This window comes from Catenulispora acidiphila DSM 44928 (assembly GCF_000024025.1).
Classification (GTDB): domain Bacteria; phylum Actinomycetota; class Actinomycetes; order Streptomycetales; family Catenulisporaceae; genus Catenulispora; species Catenulispora acidiphila.
In genome coordinates this window covers 7,870,028-7,893,025 of sequence record NC_013131.1, presented here as the reverse complement: position 1 = coordinate 7,893,025, position 22,998 = coordinate 7,870,028, and the positions used below count along the sequence as shown (strand labels likewise).

21 protein-coding genes are annotated in these 22,998 nt (G+C 69.9%); 12 read left to right on the top strand and 9 right to left on the bottom strand.

Going from position 1 to position 22,998, the window contains the following annotated elements; translation table 11 throughout:
* The first annotated feature begins 45 nt into the window (after positions 1-45).
* Positions 46-1,905: an alkyl/aryl-sulfatase gene (locus CACI_RS33870; RefSeq protein ID WP_083795913.1), complete on the top strand. Its 1,860-nt coding sequence runs from the start codon at positions 46-48 to the stop codon at positions 1,903-1,905.
* 24 nt (positions 1,906-1,929) lie between these two features.
* On the opposite strand, the gene CACI_RS33865 is transcribed toward CACI_RS33870, so the two are convergent.
* Positions 1,930-2,862, bottom strand: a complete 933-nt coding sequence (locus CACI_RS33865) for an NAD-dependent epimerase/dehydratase family protein (protein WP_015795403.1) — start codon at positions 2,860-2,862, stop codon at positions 1,930-1,932.
* A gap of 185 nt (positions 2,863-3,047) precedes the next feature.
* Between CACI_RS33865 and CACI_RS33860 the strand changes: the two genes are divergently transcribed.
* Positions 3,048-3,899 carry a helix-turn-helix transcriptional regulator gene (locus tag CACI_RS33860; RefSeq protein WP_041542985.1) on the top strand — a complete coding sequence of 284 codons (852 nt, stop codon included), beginning with the start codon at positions 3,048-3,050 and terminating at the stop codon, positions 3,897-3,899.
* Between the two features lie 76 nt (positions 3,900-3,975).
* On the top strand, positions 3,976-4,275 hold the full coding sequence (locus tag CACI_RS33855; protein WP_015795401.1) for a hypothetical protein: 300 nt from the start codon (positions 3,976-3,978) through the stop codon (positions 4,273-4,275).
* On the opposite strand, the gene CACI_RS33850 is transcribed toward CACI_RS33855, so the two are convergent.
* From CACI_RS33850 to CACI_RS33835, 4 genes are all read right to left on the bottom strand, one after another.
* Positions 4,254-4,760: a GNAT family N-acetyltransferase gene (locus CACI_RS33850; RefSeq protein ID WP_015795400.1), complete on the bottom strand. Its 507-nt coding sequence runs from the start codon at positions 4,758-4,760 to the stop codon at positions 4,254-4,256. The two genes, CACI_RS33855 and CACI_RS33850, sit on opposite strands and share 22 nt — an antisense overlap.
* 134 nt (positions 4,761-4,894) lie before the next feature.
* Positions 4,895-6,475, bottom strand: a complete 1,581-nt coding sequence (locus CACI_RS33845; protein ID WP_015795399.1) for an FMN-binding glutamate synthase family protein — start codon at positions 6,473-6,475, stop codon at positions 4,895-4,897.
* Positions 6,476-6,498: 23 nt separating this feature from the next.
* Positions 6,499-7,908 carry a GntP family permease gene (locus tag CACI_RS33840; RefSeq protein WP_015795398.1) on the bottom strand — a complete coding sequence of 470 codons (1,410 nt, stop codon included), beginning with the start codon at positions 7,906-7,908 and terminating at the stop codon, positions 6,499-6,501.
* On the bottom strand, positions 7,908-8,531 hold the full coding sequence (locus CACI_RS33835; RefSeq protein WP_015795397.1) for a gluconokinase: 624 nt from the start codon (positions 8,529-8,531) through the stop codon (positions 7,908-7,910). Before CACI_RS33835 ends, CACI_RS33840 begins: the two co-directional genes overlap by 1 nt.
* Before the next feature lie 183 nt (positions 8,532-8,714).
* On the opposite strand from CACI_RS33835, the gene CACI_RS33830 reads away from it, so the two are divergent.
* The 3 genes from CACI_RS33830 (at position 8,715) to CACI_RS33820 (ending at position 12,576) form a co-directional block, all read left to right on the top strand.
* A complete protein-coding gene (locus CACI_RS33830) occupies positions 8,715-9,431 on the top strand; it encodes a FadR/GntR family transcriptional regulator (RefSeq protein ID WP_015795396.1) in 717 nt (238 codons plus the stop codon).
* Between the two features lie 316 nt (positions 9,432-9,747).
* Complete coding sequence (locus CACI_RS33825; RefSeq protein ID WP_143765487.1) at positions 9,748-11,451, top strand: glycosyltransferase family 39 protein; 1,704 nt, start codon at positions 9,748-9,750, stop codon at positions 11,449-11,451.
* A 231-nt stretch (positions 11,452-11,682) separates the two neighbouring features.
* Positions 11,683-12,576 carry an amidohydrolase family protein gene (locus CACI_RS33820; protein WP_015795394.1) on the top strand — a complete coding sequence of 298 codons (894 nt, stop codon included), beginning with the start codon at positions 11,683-11,685 and terminating at the stop codon, positions 12,574-12,576.
* On the opposite strand, the gene CACI_RS33815 is transcribed toward CACI_RS33820, so the two are convergent.
* Positions 12,564-13,106: a DinB family protein gene (locus tag CACI_RS33815; protein WP_015795393.1), complete on the bottom strand. Its 543-nt coding sequence runs from the start codon at positions 13,104-13,106 to the stop codon at positions 12,564-12,566. The two genes, CACI_RS33820 and CACI_RS33815, sit on opposite strands and share 13 nt — an antisense overlap.
* A gap of 44 nt (positions 13,107-13,150) precedes the next feature.
* On the opposite strand from CACI_RS33815, the gene CACI_RS33810 reads away from it, so the two are divergent.
* Positions 13,151-14,107: a 2-hydroxyacid dehydrogenase gene (locus tag CACI_RS33810; RefSeq protein ID WP_015795392.1), complete on the top strand. Its 957-nt coding sequence runs from the start codon at positions 13,151-13,153 to the stop codon at positions 14,105-14,107.
* Positions 14,108-14,193: 86 nt separating this feature from the next.
* On the opposite strand, the gene CACI_RS33805 is transcribed toward CACI_RS33810, so the two are convergent.
* Entirely contained in the window at positions 14,194-16,419 is a 2,226-nt protein-coding gene (locus tag CACI_RS33805; RefSeq protein WP_015795391.1) for an MMPL family transporter, read from the bottom strand.
* 105 nt (positions 16,420-16,524) lie between these two features.
* Here CACI_RS33805 and CACI_RS33800 point away from each other — a divergent pair, with 105 nt between their 5' ends.
* Entirely contained in the window at positions 16,525-17,172 is a 648-nt protein-coding gene (locus tag CACI_RS33800) for a TetR/AcrR family transcriptional regulator (RefSeq protein WP_041540623.1), read from the top strand.
* A gap of 642 nt (positions 17,173-17,814) precedes the next feature.
* A complete protein-coding gene (locus CACI_RS33795) occupies positions 17,815-18,309 on the top strand; it encodes a DUF3145 domain-containing protein (RefSeq protein WP_041542979.1) in 495 nt (164 codons plus the stop codon).
* A gap of 156 nt (positions 18,310-18,465) precedes the next feature.
* Here the strand turns inward: CACI_RS33795 and CACI_RS33790 are convergent, their stop codons facing one another.
* Positions 18,466-19,407, bottom strand: a complete 942-nt coding sequence (locus tag CACI_RS33790; protein ID WP_015795388.1) for a nitrilase family protein — start codon at positions 19,405-19,407, stop codon at positions 18,466-18,468.
* Positions 19,408-19,481: 74 nt separating this feature from the next.
* On the opposite strand from CACI_RS33790, the gene CACI_RS33785 reads away from it, so the two are divergent.
* Entirely contained in the window at positions 19,482-20,366 is an 885-nt protein-coding gene (locus tag CACI_RS33785) for a LysR family transcriptional regulator (protein WP_015795387.1), read from the top strand.
* 127 nt (positions 20,367-20,493) lie between these two features.
* Positions 20,494-21,312, top strand: coding sequence for an alpha/beta hydrolase (locus CACI_RS33780; RefSeq protein WP_015795386.1), 819 nt, complete (start codon positions 20,494-20,496; stop codon positions 21,310-21,312).
* Between the two features lie 27 nt (positions 21,313-21,339).
* On the opposite strand, the gene CACI_RS33775 is transcribed toward CACI_RS33780, so the two are convergent.
* A complete protein-coding gene (locus CACI_RS33775; protein WP_015795385.1) occupies positions 21,340-22,320 on the bottom strand; it encodes a DUF5937 family protein in 981 nt (326 codons plus the stop codon).
* A 171-nt stretch (positions 22,321-22,491) separates the two neighbouring features.
* On the opposite strand from CACI_RS33775, the gene CACI_RS33770 reads away from it, so the two are divergent.
* Positions 22,492-22,995, top strand: coding sequence for a tetratricopeptide repeat protein (locus CACI_RS33770; RefSeq protein ID WP_015795384.1), 504 nt, complete (start codon positions 22,492-22,494; stop codon positions 22,993-22,995).
* Positions 22,996-22,998 lie beyond the last annotated feature (3 nt).

Genomic DNA, 22,998 nt, shown 5'->3' with positions numbered 1-22,998 from the left:
CCGAATGGCGCTCCCCGATGGCGGACGCCCCCGACCGCTCCGAGCATGGCGGAGTATGCCCGCCCAGCCCAGGGAGCAGCCGTGACAGCCACGCAAGAAGGCGCCGACTTCGGCGACCGCACCGACTTCGCCAACGCCGATCGAGGTTTCCTCGCAGCTCCGGAGTACCGGCAGATCGAGACCGCCGACGGCAAGGTCGCCTGGGACTTCGACGCGCTGTCTTTCCTGGACGACGACTGCCCCGACACCGTGAACCCGAGCCTGTGGCGGCAGTCGCAACTATGTGCGCGTGTCGGGCTGTACCAGGTGGTCGACGGCGTCTACCAGATCCGCGGCTTCGACCTGTCGAACATGACGCTGATCGAGGGCACCGCCGGCGTGATCGTCGTGGACCCGCTGGTCTCGGCCGAGCCCGCGGCCGCCGGGCTGGCGCTGTACCGGAAGGTGCGCGGCGACAAGCCGGTGACCGGCGTGATCTACACGCACTCGCACATCGACCACTTCGGCGGGGTCGGCGGCGTGCTGGAGCCGGGATCCAAGGCGCCGATCCTGGCGCCGGACGGCTTCATGGCCGAGGCCGTGTCGGAGAACGTCTACGCCGGTACCGCGATGCTGCGCCGGGGCATGTACTACTCCGCCGGCACGACGGAGCACGGACCGACCGCTGGCGTCGGCATGGGACTGGGCTACCAGGCCTCCGCCGGGACCGTGGGCCTGGTACCGCCGACGAAGTCGATCACCGAGACCGGGCAGGAGGAGACGGTCGACGGCGTACGGTTCGTCTTCCAGATGACGCCCGGAACCGAGGCGCCCTCGGAGATGAACTTCCTGCTCCCCGATCACAGGGCTCTGTGTATGGCGGAGAACGCCACGCACAATCTGCACAACATCCTGACGCTGCGCGGCGCGAAGATCCGCGACGCACGGATCTGGTCCCACTACCTCGGACAAGCGCTGGATCTGTTCGCCGGCAAGGCGGACGTCGTCTTCGCCTCGCACCACTGGCCGACCTGGGGCGAGCCCGAGATCCGCCAGTTCCTGGAAACCCAGCGCGACCTCTACGGCTATCTGCACGACCAGACCCTGCGGATGATGAATCAGGGCTATGTCGGCGCCGAGATCGCCGAGCTGATCCAGATGCCGCCGGCGCTGGACGCGGCGTGGCACACGCACGGGTACTACGGCTCGGTCAGCCACAACGTCAAGGCGATCTACCAGCGTTACCTCGGCTGGTACTCGGGCCATCCCTCGGACCTGTGGGAGCAGACGCCGGTGGAGACGGCGAAGCGGTACGCCATCTGCTTCGGCGGCGTGCCGAACCTGGTCGCCAAGGCCCGGGAGTACGCCGACGACGGCGATCTGCGCTTCGCCGCGCAGCTGCTCAAGCACGCGGTCTTCGCCGACCCGGCGAATCAGGATGCGAAGAGCACGCTCGCCGACGTCTTCGACCGCCTGGCGCTGGGCGCCGAATGCGCGACGTGGCGCAACTGCTACGTGACCGGCGCCGACGAGCTGCGCAACGGCGTGCGGCCGACGGCGATCGGGTCCAGCGGGATGGCGGGCGCGCTGAGCGTGCCGCAGTTGTTCGACACGATGGCGATCCGCGTGGACGGCCCGAAGGCGTGGGACCTGAAGGTGGTCACCGACTGGCACTTCACCGACCTGGACGAGCACTATCGGCTGACCTTGCAGCACGGGGTGCTGACGTACGGACCCCAGAGTGGTGCTAGCGGATCTGTCGGTGCCGCCGATGCGACGTTCACGCTCACCAAGCCGCAGTTCCTGGCGGTGCTCGGCGGCGGCGGTCTGGACGGCGTCGAGGTGGAAGGCGACCCCGCGGTGCTCCAGCAGGTGACCGGGGTGCTGGACGAGCCGGATCCGAACTTCGCGATCGTCACGCCCTGACACCCCGGCCCGCCATCAGACCCCTTACATCACCCCGGCGTCGACCGCCTGCCACATCGTCGGATACAGCGGCCGGAACCCGAGCACCCGCCGCGCCTTGGTGTTCTCCACGATGCCGAACCACGGCTCGGTCACGGCACGCTCGGCCATCTCGGCCGGCAGCTCGCGTCCCGTGAACCGGTAGAGCTCGGCGAGGGTCGCGGCCGAGTCGTCGGCGATGTTGAACACCTCGCCGCTTAGCCCCTCGGCGCGCAGCGCGAGCAGCACGCCCTGTGCGACGTCGGCGTGGTGCACCATCTGCAGGCGGCGGGAGGAGTGCCAGTCCAGCGGCCGCTTCATGAACTCCTCGATGTGCGGGTCGCCGTCGCCGTAGACGAAAGCCAGCCGTACGACCCGTACGTCGAGACCGCGCCGGATCCGCAGGTCCTGCAACGATTTCTCGGCGGCGACCTTGGACTCCGGATACGGACCGCCCCACGCGATCGGTCCCAGCTCCGCCGTCTCGGCCTGCGGAGCGGGGTGGCCGCCGCCGTAGACCAGGTTGGTGCTCGCGAACACGAAGCGGGTCACCCCGGCGTCCAGCGCCGCCTCGGCCAGCGCGGTCGACGCGTCGGTGTTCACCGCGGTCGCGCGTTCGGGGGTAGGGGCGTCGCGGAACGTCGCGGCGAGGTGGATCACCGCGGCGGTGCCGTCGACGACGTCCTTGAAACCGGCCGCGTCCAGCGTCGCCAGGTCGCCGACGACCAGCTCGGCGCCGGCCGTGCGCAGCCGCAGGGCGGTGTCCGACTCCGGGTCGCGCACCAGGGCGCGGACCGTTTCACCCTGGGCGAGCAGCCGCGGGACGAGGCGGCTGCCGACCGAGCCGGTGGCGCCGGAGACCAGGATCGGCTTGGCGGACGAGGCCGACAAGGCGGAAGAGGCGGAAGTGGTGGAAGTGGTGGAAGAAGTGGTGGCCATGGGATTTCGTCTCCTTCGGTGGCGAGCCTGTCGTGCCGGCCCGCCGGTGCTGCGTTCTGCTGCGTCCTGCTGACACCAGGAACGCTGCCGCAGGTCGGAGCCAGTGTGGAGAGACCCGCTCATCCTGGGACTCGCGATCCCTGGATAGGTCGCGGCGGGTGCGCGATGCTGGAGGTGTGCTGAAGATCGACCGTGCCGAACTCGCCGCCTTCCTGCGCATCCGCCGCGAGCGGCTGCGCCCGGAGGACATCGGTCTGCCGGCGAACACCCGCCGGCGCACCGCAGGCCTGCGCCGCGAGGAGGTGGCGATGCTGGCCGGCATGTCCGCCGACTACTACACGCGCCTGGAACAGGCACGCGGTCCGCAGCCCTCGGCGCAGCTGCTCGGCGCGCTCTCCCGCGCGCTGCGGCTGACCAAGGACGAGCACGACCACCTGTTCCACCTGTCCGGCCTGATGCCGCACGACGAGAACCGCATCCCGACCGAGCACGTGCGCCCCGGCGTCCTGCACCTGCTGGACAAGCTGGACGACACCCCGGCGATGGTCGTCAGCGACCGCGGCGACATCCTCGCCTGGAACGCGATGCACGCGGCGCTGATGGGCGATCCGGCACGCATCCCGCTGGAGCAGCGCAACATCCCGTGGCAGCACTTCTGCAACCCCGAATCCGAGGCGTACTTCCTGCCCGAGGACTTCGTGCGCAACGGCGAGCGCACGGTCGCCGATCTCCGCGCCCGCCTCGCCGCCCGGCCCGACGACACCCGGCTGCGTGCACGCGTCGAGGAAATCAGGGTACGGAGTCAGCGCTTTGCCGAACTCTGGGAGCGGCACGAGGTGAAGCGCCGCCGCTCGGACCACAAGACCGTGCTGCACCCGGTGGTCGGACGCATCGATCTGGACTGCGAGGTCATGCTCTCCCCGGAGCACGACCAGCGCCTCATCATCCACTCGGCGCGCGCTGGAACCCCGGCGCAGCAGGCGCTTCAGTTGCTGCGGGTGATCGGCACGCAGAGCATGGCCGAGGCCGATTCGTAGGGTACGTAGCGAAAATACGTCAGCGAACGGAGAGTGCCTTCCCACGAAAAGCCGTCCCACCGATACGGTTGTCAGCATGTTGGTGAAGGCAGCTAAGGTCGGTCTGGCCCTCGGTGTGGTGTTGGTGATCGTGGCGGCGTATTCGCTGTATAAGGGCTCGAGTGCCGCTCCGACCTGCGACGGCAGGCAGATGTCGGCGACGGACAAGTGCATCACGCACTACGCCGACGGGCACACCGTCACCCAGGACTACACGCAGGCCAAGCACTACGACGCCGGGCTGGCCTGGGTCCTGCTGATCGCCGGCATCGCGGTCGCCGCGACCTCGGCCACCGGATGGCAGCGCCGGCGCGGCTACCGCCTGCGCGAGGCCTGAGGGCGGTCCAAAGCCCAGACCGTGCAAGGGTTTCCCAGCACGGTGTCCTCCCGGCGCGGCGTGAACCCCAGCCGTTCGGCCACCGCGATCGACGCGTCGTTGCCGGCGTGGATCATCGCGGTGATGCGTTCCAGCTCCAGATCCCGGAAGCCCCAGTCCAGAACGGCGCGCGCGGCCTCGGTCGCGTAGCCCTTGCCCCAGTGCTCGCGGGCGAAGGTCCAGCCGACCTCGGTCTCGCCGAACTCGTCCCACCAGTTGAGCCCGGAGCGGCCGAGCGGTTCCCCGCTCTCCAGCGACTCCACCACACACAAGCCGTATCCCCGCGCCGCCCAGCTGTCCTCGATGCCACGGAGCCGGACCTCGGCGCGCTCCTGCGTGTACGCACCGACGAACCGATGGACTTCGGGATCGGCGTGGAGCCGGACCCAGAAGTCGACATCGGCCATGGTCGCGGGGCGCACTCGCAGGCGTTCGGTGGTGATCATGACTCCACTCTAGGACGGCCTCTGATTCGGGGCGTCCCAAGTTTCGACAGTGACTACTCGCGACTACGTGCGGTGACTTGCGAAGGGCGGCGAGCACGCGCGGGCACTCTTAGCTCATAACCCATAGCCCTCAGTCAGGCCTTAGCCGCCACCATCCGGAACGTGTCGGGGTCGGCAGCCCGCCAGTCCTCGTCCCACCCCTGCACCGGTTCGGCGAGCAGTTCGCCGGGGCGGAGGTAGTGGTAGAGCTCGGCGTAGGTGCTCGTCTTGCGCTGGCTCACGCGCCGGTGCACCATCTCCGGCCGCAGCTCGTGCGGTCCGGTCAGACCCATCGCGGCGATGAGTTGCTGCGCCTCGGCGACCGTCGCGGCCTGGAAGTGCTGGACCCGCGTCGCCTTGTCCGGCACGTCCAAAGCCCGGTAGCGCTTCGGATCCTGGGTCGCGACGCCGACCGGGCAGTGGTTGGTGTGGCACTTCTGCGCCTGGATGCAGCCGACGGCCATCATCATGGCGCGCGCGGCGTTGGTGTAGTCGGCGCCTTGTGCGATGCGCTTCACGATGTCTGTACCGCGGGCGATCTTGCCGCTGGCGCCGATCCGGATCCGGTCTCGCAGTCCCACGCCGACCAGCGCGTTGTGGACCGTCAGCAGACCGTGGGTGAGCGGGGTGCCGACGTTGTCCTCGAACTCCAGCGGTGCCGCGCCGGTCCCGCCCTCGGAGCCGTCGACCACGATGAAGTCCGGGGTCACGCCCTCGGCCAGCATCGCCTTGCAGACGCCCAGAAACTCGCGGCGCGAGCCCACGCAGAGCTTGAAGCCGGTGGGCTTGCCGCCGGACAGCTCGCGCATCTTCGCGATGAACAGCACCAGTTCGCGCGGGGTGTTGAAGGCCTTGTGCGCCGAAGGGCTGATGACCGTGATGCCCTCCGGGACGTCGCGGATCTCGGCGATCTGGCGCGTCACCTTCGGTCCGGGCAGCACGCCGCCGAGCCCTGGCTTCGCGCCCTGGCTCAGCTTCAGCTCGACGCACTTGATCTGCGGGTCGGCGGCCTTGTCACGGAACTTGTCGGGATCGAAGTCCCCGTCTTTTGTGCGGGCGCCGAAGTACCCCGACCCGATCTCCCAGACCAGGTCGCCGCCGCCCTCGCGGTGGTACGGCGAGATGCCGCCCTCGCCGGTGTCGTGCGCGAACCCGCCTGCCTTGGCGCCCTTGTTCAGCGCCAGGATCGCGTGCGCGGACAGCGCGCCGAAGCTCATCGCCGAGACGTTGAGCAGCGCCATGTGATACGGCTGGCGGCAATCCGGGCCTCCTACGAGCACCCGCGGTTGCTCCGGTACCGGTTGCAGCGGGGACATCGAGTGCTCCAGGAACTCATAGCCCGACGCCTCGACGTCGAGCTCGGTCCCGAACGCCTGGTCGCCGTGGATGCCCTTGGCTCGCTCGTAGACGACCGAGCGGGTGTCGCGGTCGAAGGGACGGCCGTCGGTGTTCGTCTCGACGAAGTACTGCTGGATCTCCGGGCGGATGAACTCCGCCATGAAGCGCGCGTGGCCCAAGACCGGGAAGTTGCGCAGGATCGAGCGCCGGCGCTGCAGGACGTCGAAGATCCCGAGCGCCAGCAGGAGCGCGAAGGGGATCAGCGCGAACAGCCAGAACGGCGAAAAGGACACTGCCCACGCCGAGAACAGCGTGAGCAGCGCCAATGCAGGCAGCATGAGCAGTCCCATGCCGCCGCACACTAGTGCACGAAGGTTCCCAGGATCAGGATGCACACGATGGATACGGTCGACAGGATCGTCTCCATCGCCGACCACGACTTGAACGTCTGCTTGACGTCCATGCCGAAGAACTCCTTCACCAGCCAGAAGCCGGCGTCGTTGACGTGCGACAGGAACAGCGAGCCGGAGCCGACCGCCAGTGCCAGCAAGGCGGTGGAGGTGTCTGTGTGGGACGCGGCGATCGGCGCGATGATGCCGGAGGCGGTGACGGTCGCGACCGTGGCCGATCCGGTCGCCAGCCGGATACCGACCGCGATCAGCCAGGCCAGCAGCAGCAACGACAGGTGCGAGTTGTTCGCCGCTTTGCCGATCGAGTCGGCGATGCCGGTGCCGACCAGCATCTGCTTGAACCCGCCGCCGGCGCCGATGATGAGCAGGACGCCGGCGACCGGAGCCAGCGCGGCGCCCATGACGTCCGAGGCCTTGCGGCCGAAGCCGAGGGCGAACACCGCGTAGACGACGCCGATGATCATCGCCATGATCGGGTCGCCGATGAAGTCCATCACCTTGTGCAGCTCGGAGGACGGGCTGCTGTCGGCGATGTCGACGACGGTCTTGACCAGCATGATGACCACCGGCAGCAGGATCACCGACAGCGTGGTGAACACCGAGGGCGCCGTGCCGTCCTCGCGCTCGGTCACCGTGTACTGCTTCGCCAGGTTCTCCGGCGGGTCGGGGTGGACGCGCTTGGAGATCCAGGTGCCGTAGAGCGGGCCGCCGATGACGGCGGTCGGGATCGCGACGATGACGCCGAACAGCAGCGTGGTGCCCAGATCGGCGTGCAGGGCGTTGATCGCGACCAGCGGGCCGGGGTGCGGCGGGATCAGGCCGTGCAGGATCGACAGGCCGGCCAGCGCCGGGATGCCGATGCGCAGGATCGAGCCGCCGGTGCGCTTCCAGACCAGGTAGATGATCGGGACCATCAGGACCAGGCCGACCTCGAAGAACATCGGGATGCCGACGACCATCGCGGCCAGCACCATCGCCCACGGCGCCCGCTTCTCGCCGACGCGGTCCACGATCGCCCCGACGAGCCGGTCGGCGCCGCCGGAGTCGACGAGCATCTTGCCGAGCATCGCCCCGAGCGCGACGATCACGCCGACGTTGCCGAGCACGCCGCCGACGCCGGTCTCGAGCGTGGGCAGGAGCTTGTCCACGTGGATGCCGCCGGCGATGCCGACGAACAGCGCGCCGATCAGCAGCGCGAGGAAGGGGTGGATCTTCGTCACGGCGGTCATCAGGACCACGAGCGCGATCCCGGCCAGCGCGACGACGATCAGGCGCGTGTCGTGACCGGTCCAGGCGGTGGATTTGGCGGCCTTGGTCGCGGCCGCCGTGACTATCGGATGCGTTGCCAGGGCGCCGGGCATCACGCGGTGGCCTCCTTGTCGTGGGCTGCGCTACTGCTCGCTGCGCTGTCGTGCGCGGCTTCGACGGCTTCGAGCTTCTCGGTGTGGATCAAGTTCTCTGCGACGGTGAGCGGGGCGTCTTTGTCGTCGACCTTGACGCGCACGGGGTGCTCGTCGTCGGCGGGCGGCTCCAGGTCGCCGAACTGCGAGTCGAGCAGCTCCGGCGGGAAGAAGTGGCCGTTGCGCGCGGTGAGGCGGCGCGCGACGGTCTCGCGGTCGGCGTCGAGGTAGATCAGGCGGACCTGCGGACGTCCCCGCAGGAGGCGGTCGCGGTAGGCGCGCTTGAGCGCCGAGGACGTGACGACGCCGGGGCGGCCCTTCGCGGTCGTCTCGTCGATCCAGTGCCCGATGTTGTCCAGCCAGGGCCCGCGGTCCTCGTCGGTCAGCGGATGGCCGGCGGACATCTTGGCGATGTTGGCCGCCGGATGGAAGGAGTCCGCCTCGGCGTACTCCCACCCCAGCCGGCCGGCGAGCAGCGAGCCGATGGTGGTCTTCCCACTGCCGGAGACCCCGGTGATGAGCAGGATCGGGGGTTCGGCGCCGGTGCCGGGAGCACCGGCGGCGACGTGTGGTGCGGCATTCACGGTTGCAGTCTCCTTTGACCCCGTACGCGACACCTCGTGGCGCGCCACCGTCACGGTAGGGGAAAAAGTATGACTATTGAAGGGGTGGTGACTGTTCCGTAATATGAAGCGGCTTCGCGGCCGCGGTGGGCGATCGCGGGATGATGGTTGGGCGCACATCGGGTACGTCAACGGAGGAAACGCATGCCGGAGTTGGGCAAAGGGCTGTCCGGCAAGGTCGCCGAGGACCTCGGCCTGGCCATCGCCGGCGGACGCCACGCTCCCGGCGAGGTGCTGCGCACTGATGATTTGGCGGAGCGCTTCGGCGTCAGCCGCACGGTGGTCCGCGAGGCGGTGCAGGCATTGCAGGCGAAGCGGCTGCTGCGGAGCTCGCCGCGCGTGGGACTCACGGTACGGGTGGTGCAGGAGTGGCATCTGTACGACCCGGACGTGATCCGCTGGCGCCTGGCGGGATCCGACCGCAGGACCGTGCTCGACGAGCTGACGGAGCTGCGCGCCGCGGTCGAGCCGGTGGCAGCCGCGGCGGCGGCACGGCGTACGGACCGCCAGGAGCGGACGCGGCTACTGGAGAGCTCGGCGCGGATGCGCGCCGCGGCGGCGGTGGGGGACCGGACGGCGTTTCTCGAGGCGGACGTTGACTTTCACTGCTTGGTGTTGGGCATGTGCGGCAACCCCCTGTTCGCTCAACTGGCGCCGGTGACGCAGGAGCTGTTGCGCGGCCGCGCGGCGCTGAAGCTGCTGCCCACGGCACCGGACCCGGCAGACGCCGACCGCCACGACGCGGTGGCGCTGGCGGTCGCGGCGGGTGATCCGGAGCGTGCCGAGGTGGCGATGCGGGCAGTGGTGGCGGAGTCACTGGAGGACATCCACATGCGGCTGGCGGCGCGGCAGGGGGATTGAGGGCGGACGGCGAGCTCGGCGATCCGCTCGGCGATCCGCGAGCCCTGTCCGGAGCGGTTTGAGGTGGATCTGGCCCACTTCAAACCGCTCCAGGCAGGCACTTCTGACCGGGTTCGTCGGCCCTGCCCAGGAACCGCACCCATGGAGCGGGGACCGATTCACTCGCACATGAACTCGAGATCGCACTAAACTCGCCGCGTGCCGGCCACGGTCGGCCGTCTTTCTCGGGGGCGATCCGCCGCGTCTTGGAATGCTCCCGCAGCCGACATGGGGTTGTCTGTGGTGGTGCAGTGGCCGAGTGGGAGCGTGAGTGGTTTTGAGTCAGCCCTCTGACATCGTGGTGAGCGGTCCCCGCGGCACCGCGGTCGGCGATCCCGCCGCGGACAGGCAGCCGGCATCGAGCGCGTGGTGGCGCGTGCGGGAGCGTTCGCCGCTGGTCGTGCTCGCCCTGGGTCTCGCGCTCTTCCTCGGCGTCGTCTTTCCGGTCATCGTCTCGGTGTGGACCGGCAGCTACTCCATTCCGCACAACGACTCTTGGGCTGAGACGCGGGCGGCCGAGAACTTCGCCAGGACCGGCCAGATCCACCTGTACAACTGGAACTCGATGTCGCTGGTCGGCATGTACATCCCGTTGTGGAAGCTCGGCACCTGGATAACGGTGCAGGAGATCTACACGGGCCTGCTCGCCGTCGTCGCTCTCGCGGCCACCTTCGACATCCTGCGCGACGCCGGGGGACGCAAGCGTGCCGCGATCGGTGTGCTGGCCATGGCGTGCTGGCCCGGGTTCGGCCTGCTGTCCACGTCGTTCATGACGGACATCCCGGCGCTGGCGGCCATCGCCGTGACGTTCGCGCTCGGCCGCCGGGCGCTGGAGCGCGCGTCCGTGCCGCTGTTCCTGGCGGTCACGGTGGTCGGCTTCTGGGGCTTCACGATCCGCGAGCAGGGGATCGCGGCCCCGCTGGGTATTTACGTGGCGGCGCTGTGGAGACCGGCCCTGCTGCGGCGGGACAAGTTGCCCTGGCTGCTCGGCTTCGGCACGGGTATGGCGGTCGCCGCGCTCGTCTTCGAACAGTGGCGCCGCAAGGTGGTCAACGGCGAACCGCCGAAGGTGTCCTTCGCGCAGTTCCCGGGCTGGGCCTCCATGGCGCACACGTATGCCGGCAGTTGGCTCGTGCTCGCGCTCGTTCTGAGCCCGGTGATCCTGCTGACGGCGCGGCCGTGGGCGTGGTCGTGGCCCGTGCGGTTGGTGGCGCTCGCCGCGTTCGCGTGGTTCGCCTGGGACGTTCACCAGGGCCTGATCGGTATCCCGCAGAACTACTTGGAGATGAACGGCGCGTACTTCCCCGCGTACCTGGGGCTGCGTCCGAATCTGTTCCCCCAGCCGCTGTGGGACATCCTGCTGCCACTGGGCTGCCTGAGCTCCGCGCTGCTGATCGGCTTGGTGTGTGAGCGAATACGCGCGGTCCGCATCGAATTCCTGGTGTTCTGGCTGGTTACCGCGGCTTTCGCGATTCTGGAGATATCAGAGCTCTGGATACAGTTCGACCGCTACCAACTGCCGCTCACCATCCCTGTGCTGACGCTGCTTCTGAAGCGCGGCGAGCCCATCACCCGGCCGCAGATCGGCCTCGCGGCGCTGACCGGAGCGTTCATCGCGTCCGTCACCGGGCTGATCATGATGAACGCCCTCACGTTCGACGCGGCCACCTGGCACTCGGCCCAAGCCGTCGTCGCCGACGGCAAGGCGTCCGCCGCTCACGTGGACGCCGGCCTCGACTGGACCGCCTGGCACTCGCCCGACGGCTACAAGAAGCCCTACGACCCCGGCGCCGAACACGGGATCTACGAGAAGAGCGCGGGAATGGGCAACGACCACCCCTGTTACGTCGTCGCCGCGAGCCCCCAGCAGCAGCCCGGCTGGAGCCTGTACGCCACCCACGAGTACCGCCGCTTCGGATTCATCGGCCCCGAGCAGCACACCTACGTCTATCGGACAGCTGAGACCGTGTGCGGTAACTGAGCGCCGCGGGCTCGCGGGGAGGCTGGGATCACCGTGGACGCGGTCGACGACCTCGGCCTGGCGGCGATAACAGGCCCGTCAGCCTATGCTCTGGTCGGTATTGCGGGACTGGCTGTCCTGGCGCCACGCGATGGCCGGTCCCCTGCTCCTCCCGCTAGGAGCTACCTACAAGCGCCGCATCCGTGACGTGCGCACGCTCGGCCAGAAGTTCGGCGGGCTACGGTGGTTTCCATGCCAGACGCAGATACCGCCGAAGTCCGCCGCTTCTGGCAGTCGCTGGGCCTGCCGGGCCTGATCGACATCCACACCCACTTCATGCCGCACCGTCTCCTGGAGCGGATCCAGGCGTACTTCGACGCCGCCGGGCCGCTGCTCGGCCGGGTGTGGCCGATCAAGTACCGCCAGGACGAGGAAGAGCGGCTGGAGATCCTGCGCGGCTTCGGTGTGCTCGCGTTCACCTCGCTGGCGTATCCGCACAAGGCGGGTATGGCCGAGAGCTTGAACGCGTGGACCGCTGACTTCGCGGCGCGTACGCCCGACTGCCTGCACAGTGCGACGTTCTTCCCTGAGCCTGAAGCCGCCTCTTACGTCCCGGCGGCTATCGAGGCCGGTGCTCGGGTGTTCAAGGCGCATGTTCAGGTCGGTGGCTATGACCCTGCCGATCCGTTGCTGGATCCGGTGTGGGGTGCGCTCGCTGATGCGGGGGTGCCGGTGATCGCGCACTGCGGTTCGGGACCGGTCGGGACTCCGTACACCGGTCCGGAGCCGATGGCGCGGGTGCTGGCTGCGCACCCGGCGTTGCGGCTGGTCGTGGCGCACTTCGGGCTGCCCGAATATGTCGAGTTCCTGGATCTGGCCGACCGCTATGACGGCGTGCTGTTCGACACCACGATGGCTTTCACCGACTTCTTCGGGCAGGTCGAGCTGTCGGATCGGGATCGTAAGCGGATCGCAGAGTGCGAAGAACGGATCTTGTTCGGGAGCGACTTCCCGAACATCCCCTACTCCTACACAGGGGCGCTGGAATCGTTGGCCCGCCTCGATTTCGGCGACGACTGGCTCCGCGCCGTGTGCCATGGGAACGCGGCGCGGATCTTCGGCGTGGAGGGCCCTCAGGCTTCGTAGCGGGTGCCGGTGACGTCCCAGAGGTGGTGGATCGGGTCGTGGACGAAGTAGCGGGCCAGGGACTCGACGGTGAAGTCGGAGCCGTCGCCGCGGTGGCCGGTGCGGGACCACTGCTCGGCGGTCAGTGACGCGAAGCGTTCGGCGACCTCTTCGGCGGTGTCGACGAGTTCTGCGAAGACCTTGTCGGGGTCCTGGTCGTTGTACTCGTCCTCGACCGCGGTGGTGTCCTGGTCCCAGTTCGGGAACTGCGGGTCGTCCTCGGCGAGCATGAGCCAGACGCGGCGGAGGTAGACCTTGTTGCAGTCGCGGACGTGGCAGGCGTACTCCAGCGGCGACCACTTGGTCGGTTCTGGACGCGTGCGCACGTCCTGGTCGCCGGCGGCGGCGAAGTACCGGCGCCAGGCCTCGGCGTTGGCGCGGAGCAGGGTCGGGACCTCCTCGCGGGCGATGGCGCCGGCCGCGAAGCCGCACTCCGGGCAGGGGCGCTGCAAGACCCATGTCCAGTTTTTGGTGTCCGGTGTGATGGTCATGGCGTCACCCTAGTGGCGCGGGGGTGGTGGGTAGAGTGCGTTCCATGCCGCAGACTAGCCCGCGCCAGGTATGGGTCCCGTTCGGACAGTCGGCGAAGGACGTGCCGGAGGGATTGACGGCCGACGTGTTCACCGGCGCGGACGTCGACGCGCCCGGCGGTGTGCCGGACTCGATCGATGAGGTCGAGTTCTTCGTACTGCCGTACATGTTCGTCAACGCGCATCCGGAGTTCATGGCGCGGATGCCGAAGCTGAAGGTGGCGCAGACACTGACGGCCGGGTACGAGAACGTGCTGGCGTACGTGCCGGAGGGCGTCACGTTGTGCAACGCCCGCGGGCTGCACGACGCCTCGACCGCGGAGCTGGCGCTGACCCTGACGCTGTCGGCGCTGCGCGGGATTCCGCGCTATGTGCGTGCGGCCGAGCGGGGCGATTGGGCACCGACGTACGAGACGGATTCGAACGCGGTCGACGACGCCCTGGCTGACAAGACGGTCCTGATTCTCGGCTACGGCTCCATCGGCGCCGCGATCGAGCGGCGCCTGGCGGGCTTCGAGGTCGAGGTGCTGCGCGTAGCGCGCTCGGCGCGCGAGGGCGTGCACGCGTTCACCGAGATCGACAGTCTGCTGCCGAAGGCGGACGTGGTGATCGCGATAGTGCCGGCGACCGACGAGACCCGCGGCATGATCGACGAGGGCTTCCTGGCGCGGATGAAGGACGGCGCGCTGCTGGTGAACGTGGCGCGCGGCGTGGTGGTGCGGACCGAGGCGCTGGTGGCGGAGTGCGCTTCGGGGCGGCTGCGCGCGGCGCTGGACGTCACCGACCCCGAGCCGCTGCCGCCGGACCACCCGCTGTGGCAGACGCCGAACGTGCTGATCACACCGCACGTCGGCGGCGCCTCGACGGCGTTCCTGCCGCGCGCGCTGCGGCTGATCGACGCGCAGTTGCGGCGGTTCGCGGCGGGGGAGGAGCTGGAGAACGTGGTGCGCCCGGTGGGGTGATGACACTTCCAACGCCAAAGCGCGTGCCCCAGACGCCGACCCACAGCATTCGCGACACGCGCTCCGACCCCCAAGCGGCGCGAGCCCTAACCTCCCGCGCGCGACGTCCCGACCAGTTCCCCGAACTGGTCCTCGGCGTCTTCGTCCGCGCCCTCGCTGACGCCGATCCGCTCGTGCAGCCTGCGCAGCGGGCCTGGAGCCCACCAGGCGCTGCGACCGAGGAGCCGCATGGCGGCGGGGACGAGGATGCCTCGGATGAGGAGGGCGTCGATGAGGATTGCCAGGCCGCAGCCGAGGCCGAAGAACTGCAGGAAGCTGACCGACGCGGTGCCGAAGGCGAAGAAGCTAACTGCGAGGAGGCCTGCGGCTGTGGAGACGATGCGGCCGGTGCGGGCTAGGCCTTCGCTGACCGAGAGGTGCAGGTCGGCGCCTAGGGCGTGGAGTTCCTTGATGCGGCTGGTGAGGAAGACCTCGTAGTCCATGGAGAGGCCGAAGGCGATGCAGAAGAGCAGGACTGTCATCGCCGTGTCCATCGGGCGGGGAGTGAAGCCCAGGGCTCCGGACAGGTGTCCCTTCTGGAAGATCCAGACCATCGTGCCGATCGAGGCCGACAGGCCCAGGGTGTTCAGCACCAGTGCCCGCAGTGGCTGCGTGACGCTGCCGGTGAACAGGAACAGCACGATGAACGTCGTCAGGACTACCCACGCGATCGCGTAGGGCAGCCTTGCCGTGATCCCGTGCTCGGAGTCGATCAGGCGGGCCGTGTCGCCGCCGATCAGGGTCGAGGTGCCGCCGGGTCCGGGGACGGCACGTGCGTCGCGGACCAGCTGCTCCGCTGCGCCCGAGTGTCCGTCCGCTGACGTGAACACCGTCAGGCGCTGGGCCGTGGCCGTCGCCATGCCGGTGTCGGACGGACCGGTGCCCAGGGACGCGCCGTGGGCGTACGAGCCCGCGCTGCTGTCCACGCGCACCGCGCCCGGCAGCGTCGAGAGCTTCGCCGCGTACGTCGCCACCGACGAGGTGTCCGCTGGCCCTGTTGTGATGATCTGCATGGCCGTCGCCTGGTTGCCCTGGAAATCGTTGTGCAGGACGTCGGCGGCTTGGCGGGCCGGTGCGCTGGTCGGCAGGACCGTTTCGTCGGGAGTGCCGAAGGAGGCGCCGAGCAGTGGTGTCGCCAGGAAGGCCAGGATCGCGACCACCGGCAGCGCCATCAGGGCCGGTCGCTTCATGACCGCCGAGGCCAGGCGTCCCCATGCCGGCGCCGCAGAGCCTTGCTGGGCGTTGCGGGCCCAGGGCAGGCGTCCGGCGTTCACGCGGGTACCGAGGGCGGACAGGAGCGCCGGCATGATGATCAGAGCACTGCCGGCGGCGATCGCGACCACGCCGATGCCGGCGTAGGCGAACGAGCGCAGGAAGTAGAACGGGAACACCAGGAGCGCGGCCAGGGCGGCGGCGACCGTCAGCGCGGAGAAGGCGATGGTGCGGCCCGCTGTGCGCATCGTGCCTTGGACGGCGTCGGGGACGGATTTGCCCTGCGACAGGTACTCGCGGAAGCGGGCGACCATCAGCAACGCGTAGTCGATGCCCAAGCCGAGGCCCAGGGCCGTGGTGAGGTTGATGGCGAAGACCGAGACGTCCGTGATCCGGCCCAGGATCGCCAGTTCGGCGAACGTGCCGAGGATCGCGACCAGGCCGATCGCCAGCGGCAGGAGCGCGGCGACCAGGCTGCCGAAGGCCAGGACCAGCAGGATCAGGGTCAGCGGGATGGCGATGGACTCGGCCTTGGCCAGGTCCTTGGTGACCTGGGTGGTGACGTTGTGGTTCACTGCCGCCTCGCCGCCGGCCTGGACGGTCACCGCGGCGTTGTCCTTGACGTAGCCGGTGAGCAGGCGGTCTGTGGTCTTGCCGACTGTGGTGTCGTCGCCGAGGACGCGGACCAGGACCATCGCGGAGCGGCCGTCGGTGGCGCGCAGGGATGGGCTGTGGTCGGCGAAATAGGACACGACGTTGCTCACGCCGTGGTCCGCCGACAGCTCCCGGGTCAGGGTCTGGCCGGCCTGGGCGGCGGTGCCCTGGTCGATGGCGCCGGTGCGGGCGCCCACGACCAGGATCAGGTTGGCCTGGCCGCCGAACTGGGCGTTGATGGCCTGCTGCGACTTCCAGGACGGGGAGCCGGTGTCGTCGAAGCCGCCGGACTTCAGCACGCCGAACGCGCCGACGCCGACCGCGACCATCGCCACGAGCAGGACCGAGGCGGCGATCAGGACGGCTTTGGGCCGCTCGACCGCGAGTCTTCCAATACTTCCGAGCATGGCTGTGGAGCCCCCTCCGGGTCTGGCGTCCGGGACAAGTTGACGCCGTTAACATCGAGCATGGCGGTCATTGTTAACGGTGTCAACATGAGGCACGATGAACAGGTGAGCACGCCCAAGACCGCCTCCCGGACCCGCTATCACCACGGCGATCTGCGCAACGCGATGATGGATTCGGCGGTGGAACTGGCGCGGACCGGCGGGCCGGAGGCGGTGGTGCTGCGCGAGGTGGCGCGGCGCGTCGGGGTCTCGGCGACCGCGGCCTACCGGCACTTCTCCGATGCCGAGGCGCTGCTGGAAGAGGTGAAGAGCACCTCGCTGGCGGTGCTGGCCGACGCCCTGGCGGTCGCCGTGGGCTCGGTCCCCTCCGACGGCGATCCCGGCGACGTCGCGGTGGCCCGGCTGCGCGCCGCGGCGAACGCCTACATCGACTTCGCGACCGGCCAGGCCGGGCTGTTCCTGACCGCCTTCTGCCGCACCACGGTGCCCGGCGAGCAGTACCCCGGCGAGCCGTTCACCGACACCGACGCCTTCCGGGCGCTGGGCTACCTGCTGGACGAGGTGGTCGCGGCCGGCCGGATGCCCGCCGAGCGCCGCCCCGGCGCGGACATCGCCGCCTGGTCGGCGGTGCACGGCTTCGCGACGCTGTCGGTCGGTGGTCCGCTGGAGCGGCACCTGACGGCCGAGGAGCAGGAGTTCGTCCGGCAGCGGACGGTGGACGTCGTGATCCGGGGTCTGACGGGCGCCGAGTGAGGTGCCGAGTCGCTGCGTGAGGCGTCGGTGAGCCGCTGAGTGAGCGGCCGACGAATCGCTCAGTGAACCGCCGGGCCGCTGAGTGAGGCGTCGGTGAGCCGCTGAGTGAGCCGCCGGCGAATTGCTCAGTGAGCCGCCGGGTCGCTGCGTGAGGCGTCGGTGAGCCGCTGAGTGAGCCGCCGGCGAATCGCTCAGTGAGGTGCCAAGTCGCTGAGTGAGCCATGAGCCATCGGTGAGTCGCTGCGTGAGCCGCCGGCGAATCGCTCAGTGAACCGCCGGGTGATCGTCCCGGCAGCGAGATGGGGGAAACCCCCAACCTTTCGGAAACTGTGGCCCGACCGTCAGATCATCGGCTCGTATCAGGGGCGGTATCCACGGATTCATGGGACTTGTCCGCCGTGGTTCGCAGGGTTTGTCCATGGAGACAGTTCACCCGGTTGGCGGCCTGTGCGGGGATCGCCCGGGCGCTTAGAGTGCAAGAGCACTCAGACAACTGGTGCCGCGCCCGGAGCGTGCGGCACAATAAAGGCCGCTGACATGGGGCTCCACTGATCGTGGTGCGGGCAAGGCCGCTGGGGAAGGCGAACCTCGCCGCAGCACAGCCAGGAGGTCCCGATGACGGCACAGTCGGCAAGCAAGACAGTGACAACAAGCGGAGTCCTCTACATCCACTCCGCTCCACGCGCGCTCTGTCCCCACATCGAGTGGGCGGTGGCGAGCGTCCTCGGCGTGCGCGTCAGCCTGGACTGGACCCACCAGCCGGCCGAGCCGCACACGTGGCGGGCCGAGCTGTCCTGGCGCGGGCAGTCCGGGACCGCGGCACGCATCACCTCCCAGCTGCGCGGCTGGCAGCAGCTGCGCTTCGAGGCGACCGAGGACCCCTCCGACGGGACCGAGGGGGAGCGCTACTGCTCCACGCCCGCGCTCGGGGTCTACCGCGCCGCCACCGGCTCGCACGGCGACATCGTCATCTCCGAGGACCGGCTGCGCGCCGCGCTGGCGCGGGCGCACCGGGGCGAGTCGGCGCTGGAACGCGAGGTCGAGGCGCTGCTCGGCAAGCCCTGGGACGACGAGTTGGAGCCGTTCCGGTACGCGGGCGAGGGGGCGCCGGTGCGGTGGTTGCATCAGGTCGGGTGATGCCCGGCGGGGGTGCGGCGACGGCCGGATCGGTGCGGCGTTCACCCGCACGGGTGGTCTTCGCCGACGGATTTTTCCGAGGTCCGATGATCGGCGCGGGGCAGGGTTCTGCGGCGCTGAGCAGCGCTCCCGTGCCTGTGCCTGCTCGCCGGCCGCTCAGCTGAACCGCGCCGTCCGCGCGTCCACCTCGTCCCCGTACTCCGCGGTCAGCGGCCGGTACAGCTCCGGGCGCCGGGCGCGCAGCCAGCGCCGGCCGGTGGAGGTCGGGACCAGGTCCAGGTCGAGGTCGGCGGTCACCATGGCGTCGGCGGCGGCCCAGGACTCGGCGAGGATCCGGCCGTAGGGGTCGATGATCATCGCGTTGCCGGTGCGGACCTCGTCGTCGTCCCGGCCCACGCCGTTGCTGAAGACCACGAACAGCCCGTTGTCGTGGGCCCGCGAGGGCAGCCAGCGCAGCAGCCACTCCCGGCCGTTCGGGCCGCGGAAGGCCTCCTCGGCGGCGGCGGGGTCGGCGTGCCGGTTCTCCCAGACGCTCAGCGGGATCGGCTTCATGCCGTGCGGGCTCACCGAGTTCGTGCCGCCGGTCTGGTGCGGTGCGAGCAGGATCTGCGCGCCGAGCAGCGCGGTGGCGCGGACGTTCTCGACCAGGTTGTTGTCGTAGCAGATCAGGACCCCGACCCGGACGTCCCACGGCGTGTCGAACACCGTGTAGCGGCTGCCGGAGGAGATCGCCTCGTGCTCGAAGGCGTGCAGCTTGCGGTGGATGTGCACCGTGCCGTCCGGCAGGCAGACCGCGTAGGCGTTGAACAGCCAGCCGTCGCGCGCGGTGAGCAGCCCGAAGCCGATGCCCAGGTGCAGCTCGGCAGCCAGGGCGCTGATTCGGGTGATCGCCGGCCCGTCGTCGGGCTCGGCGACAGCGTGCAGATAGGCGGCGTCGCGCTTGGTCAGATGCCAGTAGCCGAGCAGGCTCATCTCCGGGAACGCGACGAGCTGGACGCCGTCGGCCGCGGCGGCGCGGGCGAAGTGCTCGATCCGGGCCAGGTTGTCCTCCTTGGCACCGGGACGCGGTTCGAACTGGACGGTGGCGGCGCGAAGCATCATGCCCTCCATGCAAGCGCCGCGGTGATCGATGAGTCCAATGAATGTTGAACGTCGATCGATAAGCTGGAGGAATGGAAGATCGGCTGGTACGGGCCTTCGTGGCGGTCGCCGACCACGGGACGTTCGGCGCGGGGGCGCGGGCCCTGGCGGTGACCCAGCCGGCGCTGACCAAGCAGATCCAGGCGCTGGAGGCGCGGATCGGCGGCGTGCTGTTCCGCCGCGGACGGCTCGGCGCCCGCCTCACGCCGCTCGGCCAGACCCTGCTGCCCGACGCCCGCGACGCGGTGGAGCGGCTGGACGCCTTCGAGCTGCGCGCGAAGCGGCTGACCGCCGGCGGCGCGGGACGGCTGGCGCTCGGCTTCGGGCTGTCGACGATCGACATCGCACCGCGTGCCGTCGCCGAGTTCCGGCGCCGCCATCCTGATGTCGGCGTGACGCTGGACGACATGGCCACGGCGGTCCAGCTGGAGCGGCTGCGGCGCGGGCAGCTCGACGCCGGCTTCGTGCGGCTGCCAGTGGACCCGGACCTGTCCGTGCTCGAACTCGGCGCTGACCACCTGATGCTCGCGGTCCCTGGGAACGTCGACACCAGCCCGGGTGTCCGGGAGCTGATCATGACGCACGGCATGGTGGCGCTCGCGCAGACCAAGGGCCCTGGCTTCGTCGACCAGGTGCAGCGCTACCTTGCCGCCGAGGGGATCAGGCCGCGGGTGTTGCAGCGCGCGAACGATCTGCAGACGGTGATGGCGCTGGTCGCGGCGGGTGTCGGAGTGGCGCTGGTGTCGGCCAGGGCGCCGGTCGTGGTGGCGGCCGAGCGGATCCGCTGGGTGCCGATCGAGCACGAGGCGGCGCGGTGGGGCGTCGGGGTGGTCTGGGGCGGAGGGGGAGGCGAGGCGGCGCCGGCGCTCGCGGCGTTCCTGGACGTGACGCGGGAGCTGGCGGCGGGCGGATGGTGAGCCGGTGTCGAGCGGATGGTGAGAGGCCCGTGGCGACGCGCCGGATGAGCGAGAGGAAATGTTTCGTGAGGACACCGCAAAAAAGCGATAGCATCCGCGCAAGGATCTAGCGAGGGGGATGCTGTCCATGGAAAGAATCCGAGCACCGTTCGTCGACGCGGACGGCGTCGCGCACTACCGCAACATCACCGTCTCGCGGATCCAGGGCTTCCGTCCGCTGCACGCCGATCTGCGCGTCCCGCCGGGCGAGGGACCCAAGCCGCTCATCGCGTTCCTGCACGGCGGCGCGTTCTGGGGAGGCTCGCGGGTGGACCTGCCCGGTCCGCTCGACGAACTGGAGTCGCCCGGCTTCTACGAGCGGCTGCTGACGCGCGGGTATGCCGTGGCAGACCTCGACTACCGGTTGTCGGGCGAAGCGGTGTTCCCGGCGCAGCTGGAGGACGTCGAAAGCGCGCTGCGCCGGCTGCGTGAAGCCGCCGCCGAACTCGGGCTGGACGCCGCGCGCTTCGCGGTGTGGGGCGAGTCCGCGGGAGGGACGCTGGGCGCGCTGGCTGCCCTCGACAAGGATTCCGGCGTCCCGATCCACGCGGTGGTCGACTGGTATGCCCCGGCTGACTTCGTCGAGGGCGCCGACGGGTTCGACATCCCCGGCAACCCCATCTACGCGCTGCTCGGCGGACAGCGGGAACTGGCCTCCGCGGCCAGTCCGACGCGGCAGGTCCATGCGGTGGCGCCGCCTTTCCTGATCATGCATGGCGCAGCGGACGCGCTGGTTCCTTACTCCGAGAGCGAGAACCTGGCGGCGGCGCTGCGCTCGGTCGGGGTTCGCGCGGACCTCGTTCCGGTGGAGGGCGCGGGGCATGTGATGGAGGGCGCGAGCGATATCGGCGCGCTGGTGGATCAGGTCCTGGACTTCCTCGACGAGGTCCTGGCCGTAGGCGGCTGAGGGCGGGAGTGCGGGCCGGCGCGGCGGCTAGTGCCCCTGCACCACGCGGTCGCCCAACTCCGTGCGCCGATATCGGATCTCGTGCCGGTGCCGCTCGCCGACGACCATGCCGGCGTCTCGGAGCACGGAGAGATGCTCGGAGACGGTCCCGAGCGCCAACGCGTGCCGGTGCGCCAGACGGCTGGTGGAGACCGGCTCCTCCAGCCCGGTGAGCAGGTGCGCGCGGGTGCGCCCGACCAGCTTGGTCAGCGCGGCGGCGGGGGTCCCGCGCCGGGCTTCGAAGGCGTTGCCGAGGCCGCGCGCGGGGTAGACGAGCGTCGGCTGCCAGGGGGCGTCGGTGATGACGATGACCTCGTCCCACTTGAACACGCTCGGCATCAGGATCAGGCCGCGGCCGTCGAGGTCGTGGTGCTCGTCGCCGCCGGGGTCGCGGATCAGGGTGTCGCCGGTCCAGCGGACGGTCGGGTGCAGGTCGGCGAACAGCGCGTCCAGACCGCCCTCGGCCAGGCGGCGGGACTGGTGGGCGACGTCCGCCTCCAGCACGGCGCGGACCAGCGGCCAGTGCGGTGCGACCAGGGTCTCCCACGCGCCGCGGATCAGCTGCGTCAGCAGGCTGAGGACCTCGGCGGGGTCGCCGAGCAGCAGCCGTCCGGCCGGCGTGTCGCGGGCGCCGGGCGTGTGGCGCAGGGCCAGTTCGATCTCGCGGTGCACCACCGGCGCGGGGGTGGCGGCGATCCGGGTCAGCTCGGCGTCGAAGTCGCCGACCGGCGCGGTCGGCGGCGGCGCGAGGAAGTCGGGGGTGTAGCCGCGGCGCGGTTGCAGCAAGACGATCGGGTCCAGTCCGAGGCCGGGCAGCGCCGGGCGGACGCTGTCCAGCCAGCGCGCGTGCGCGCCGGGACCCTGCGAGCCGGTGGCGTCGCGGATCGCGGACAGGGTCTCGAAGGCCGGGGAGACGGCGAAGCGGCAGCGTGCCAGGTCGGCGGGGCCGAAGCCGAGGCTGATGACCATGGGACGCGCTCCGGGGCGGGGTGGATGGCCGGTGATGTCAGTGCTGCCGTGCTGCCGGTGGGACTTTCGGTGGTGGCCGAAAGACTTTCGATGATCGTAGCGGTTCGGCACGATCTACCTCGCACCACCTATCTCACAGGCGCAGACCACCTTCCGAGACGGAGAACCACCATGACCGCCGACCTGAAGAACGACGTCAACCGCCGCGTCGCCGCCCTGTTCGCGGCCATCGACGACTACGACGAGCAGAAGTTCATCGCCGAGGTGGACGCGCTGGCCGCCGAGCTCCCCGAGGACGACGCCGACGGCATCTTCCACCGGGGCTGTGCTCGCGACAGCTGGGGTCACTCCGACCTGGCCGTGCCGCTGTACGCGCGGGCGTTGGAGATCGGCGGGCTGACCGGGGAGAACAGCCGCCGCGCTGTGATCCAGATGTCCAGCTCGCTGCGCAACATCGGGCGGGCCGAGGACGGGCTGGCGACGCTGCTCAAGGAGAAGGACGCCGGCGGGGAGGACCACCTGTCCGACGCGCTCGACTGCACGATCGCGCTGTGCCTGTCCACCCTCGGCCGCGACCGCGAAGGGCTGTCGCTGGTGCTCGTCGCGCTGGCGAAGCACCTGCCGCGCTACAACCGCTCGATGGGCAACTACGGCCGCCTGCTCCTGGAGGGTTAGGTT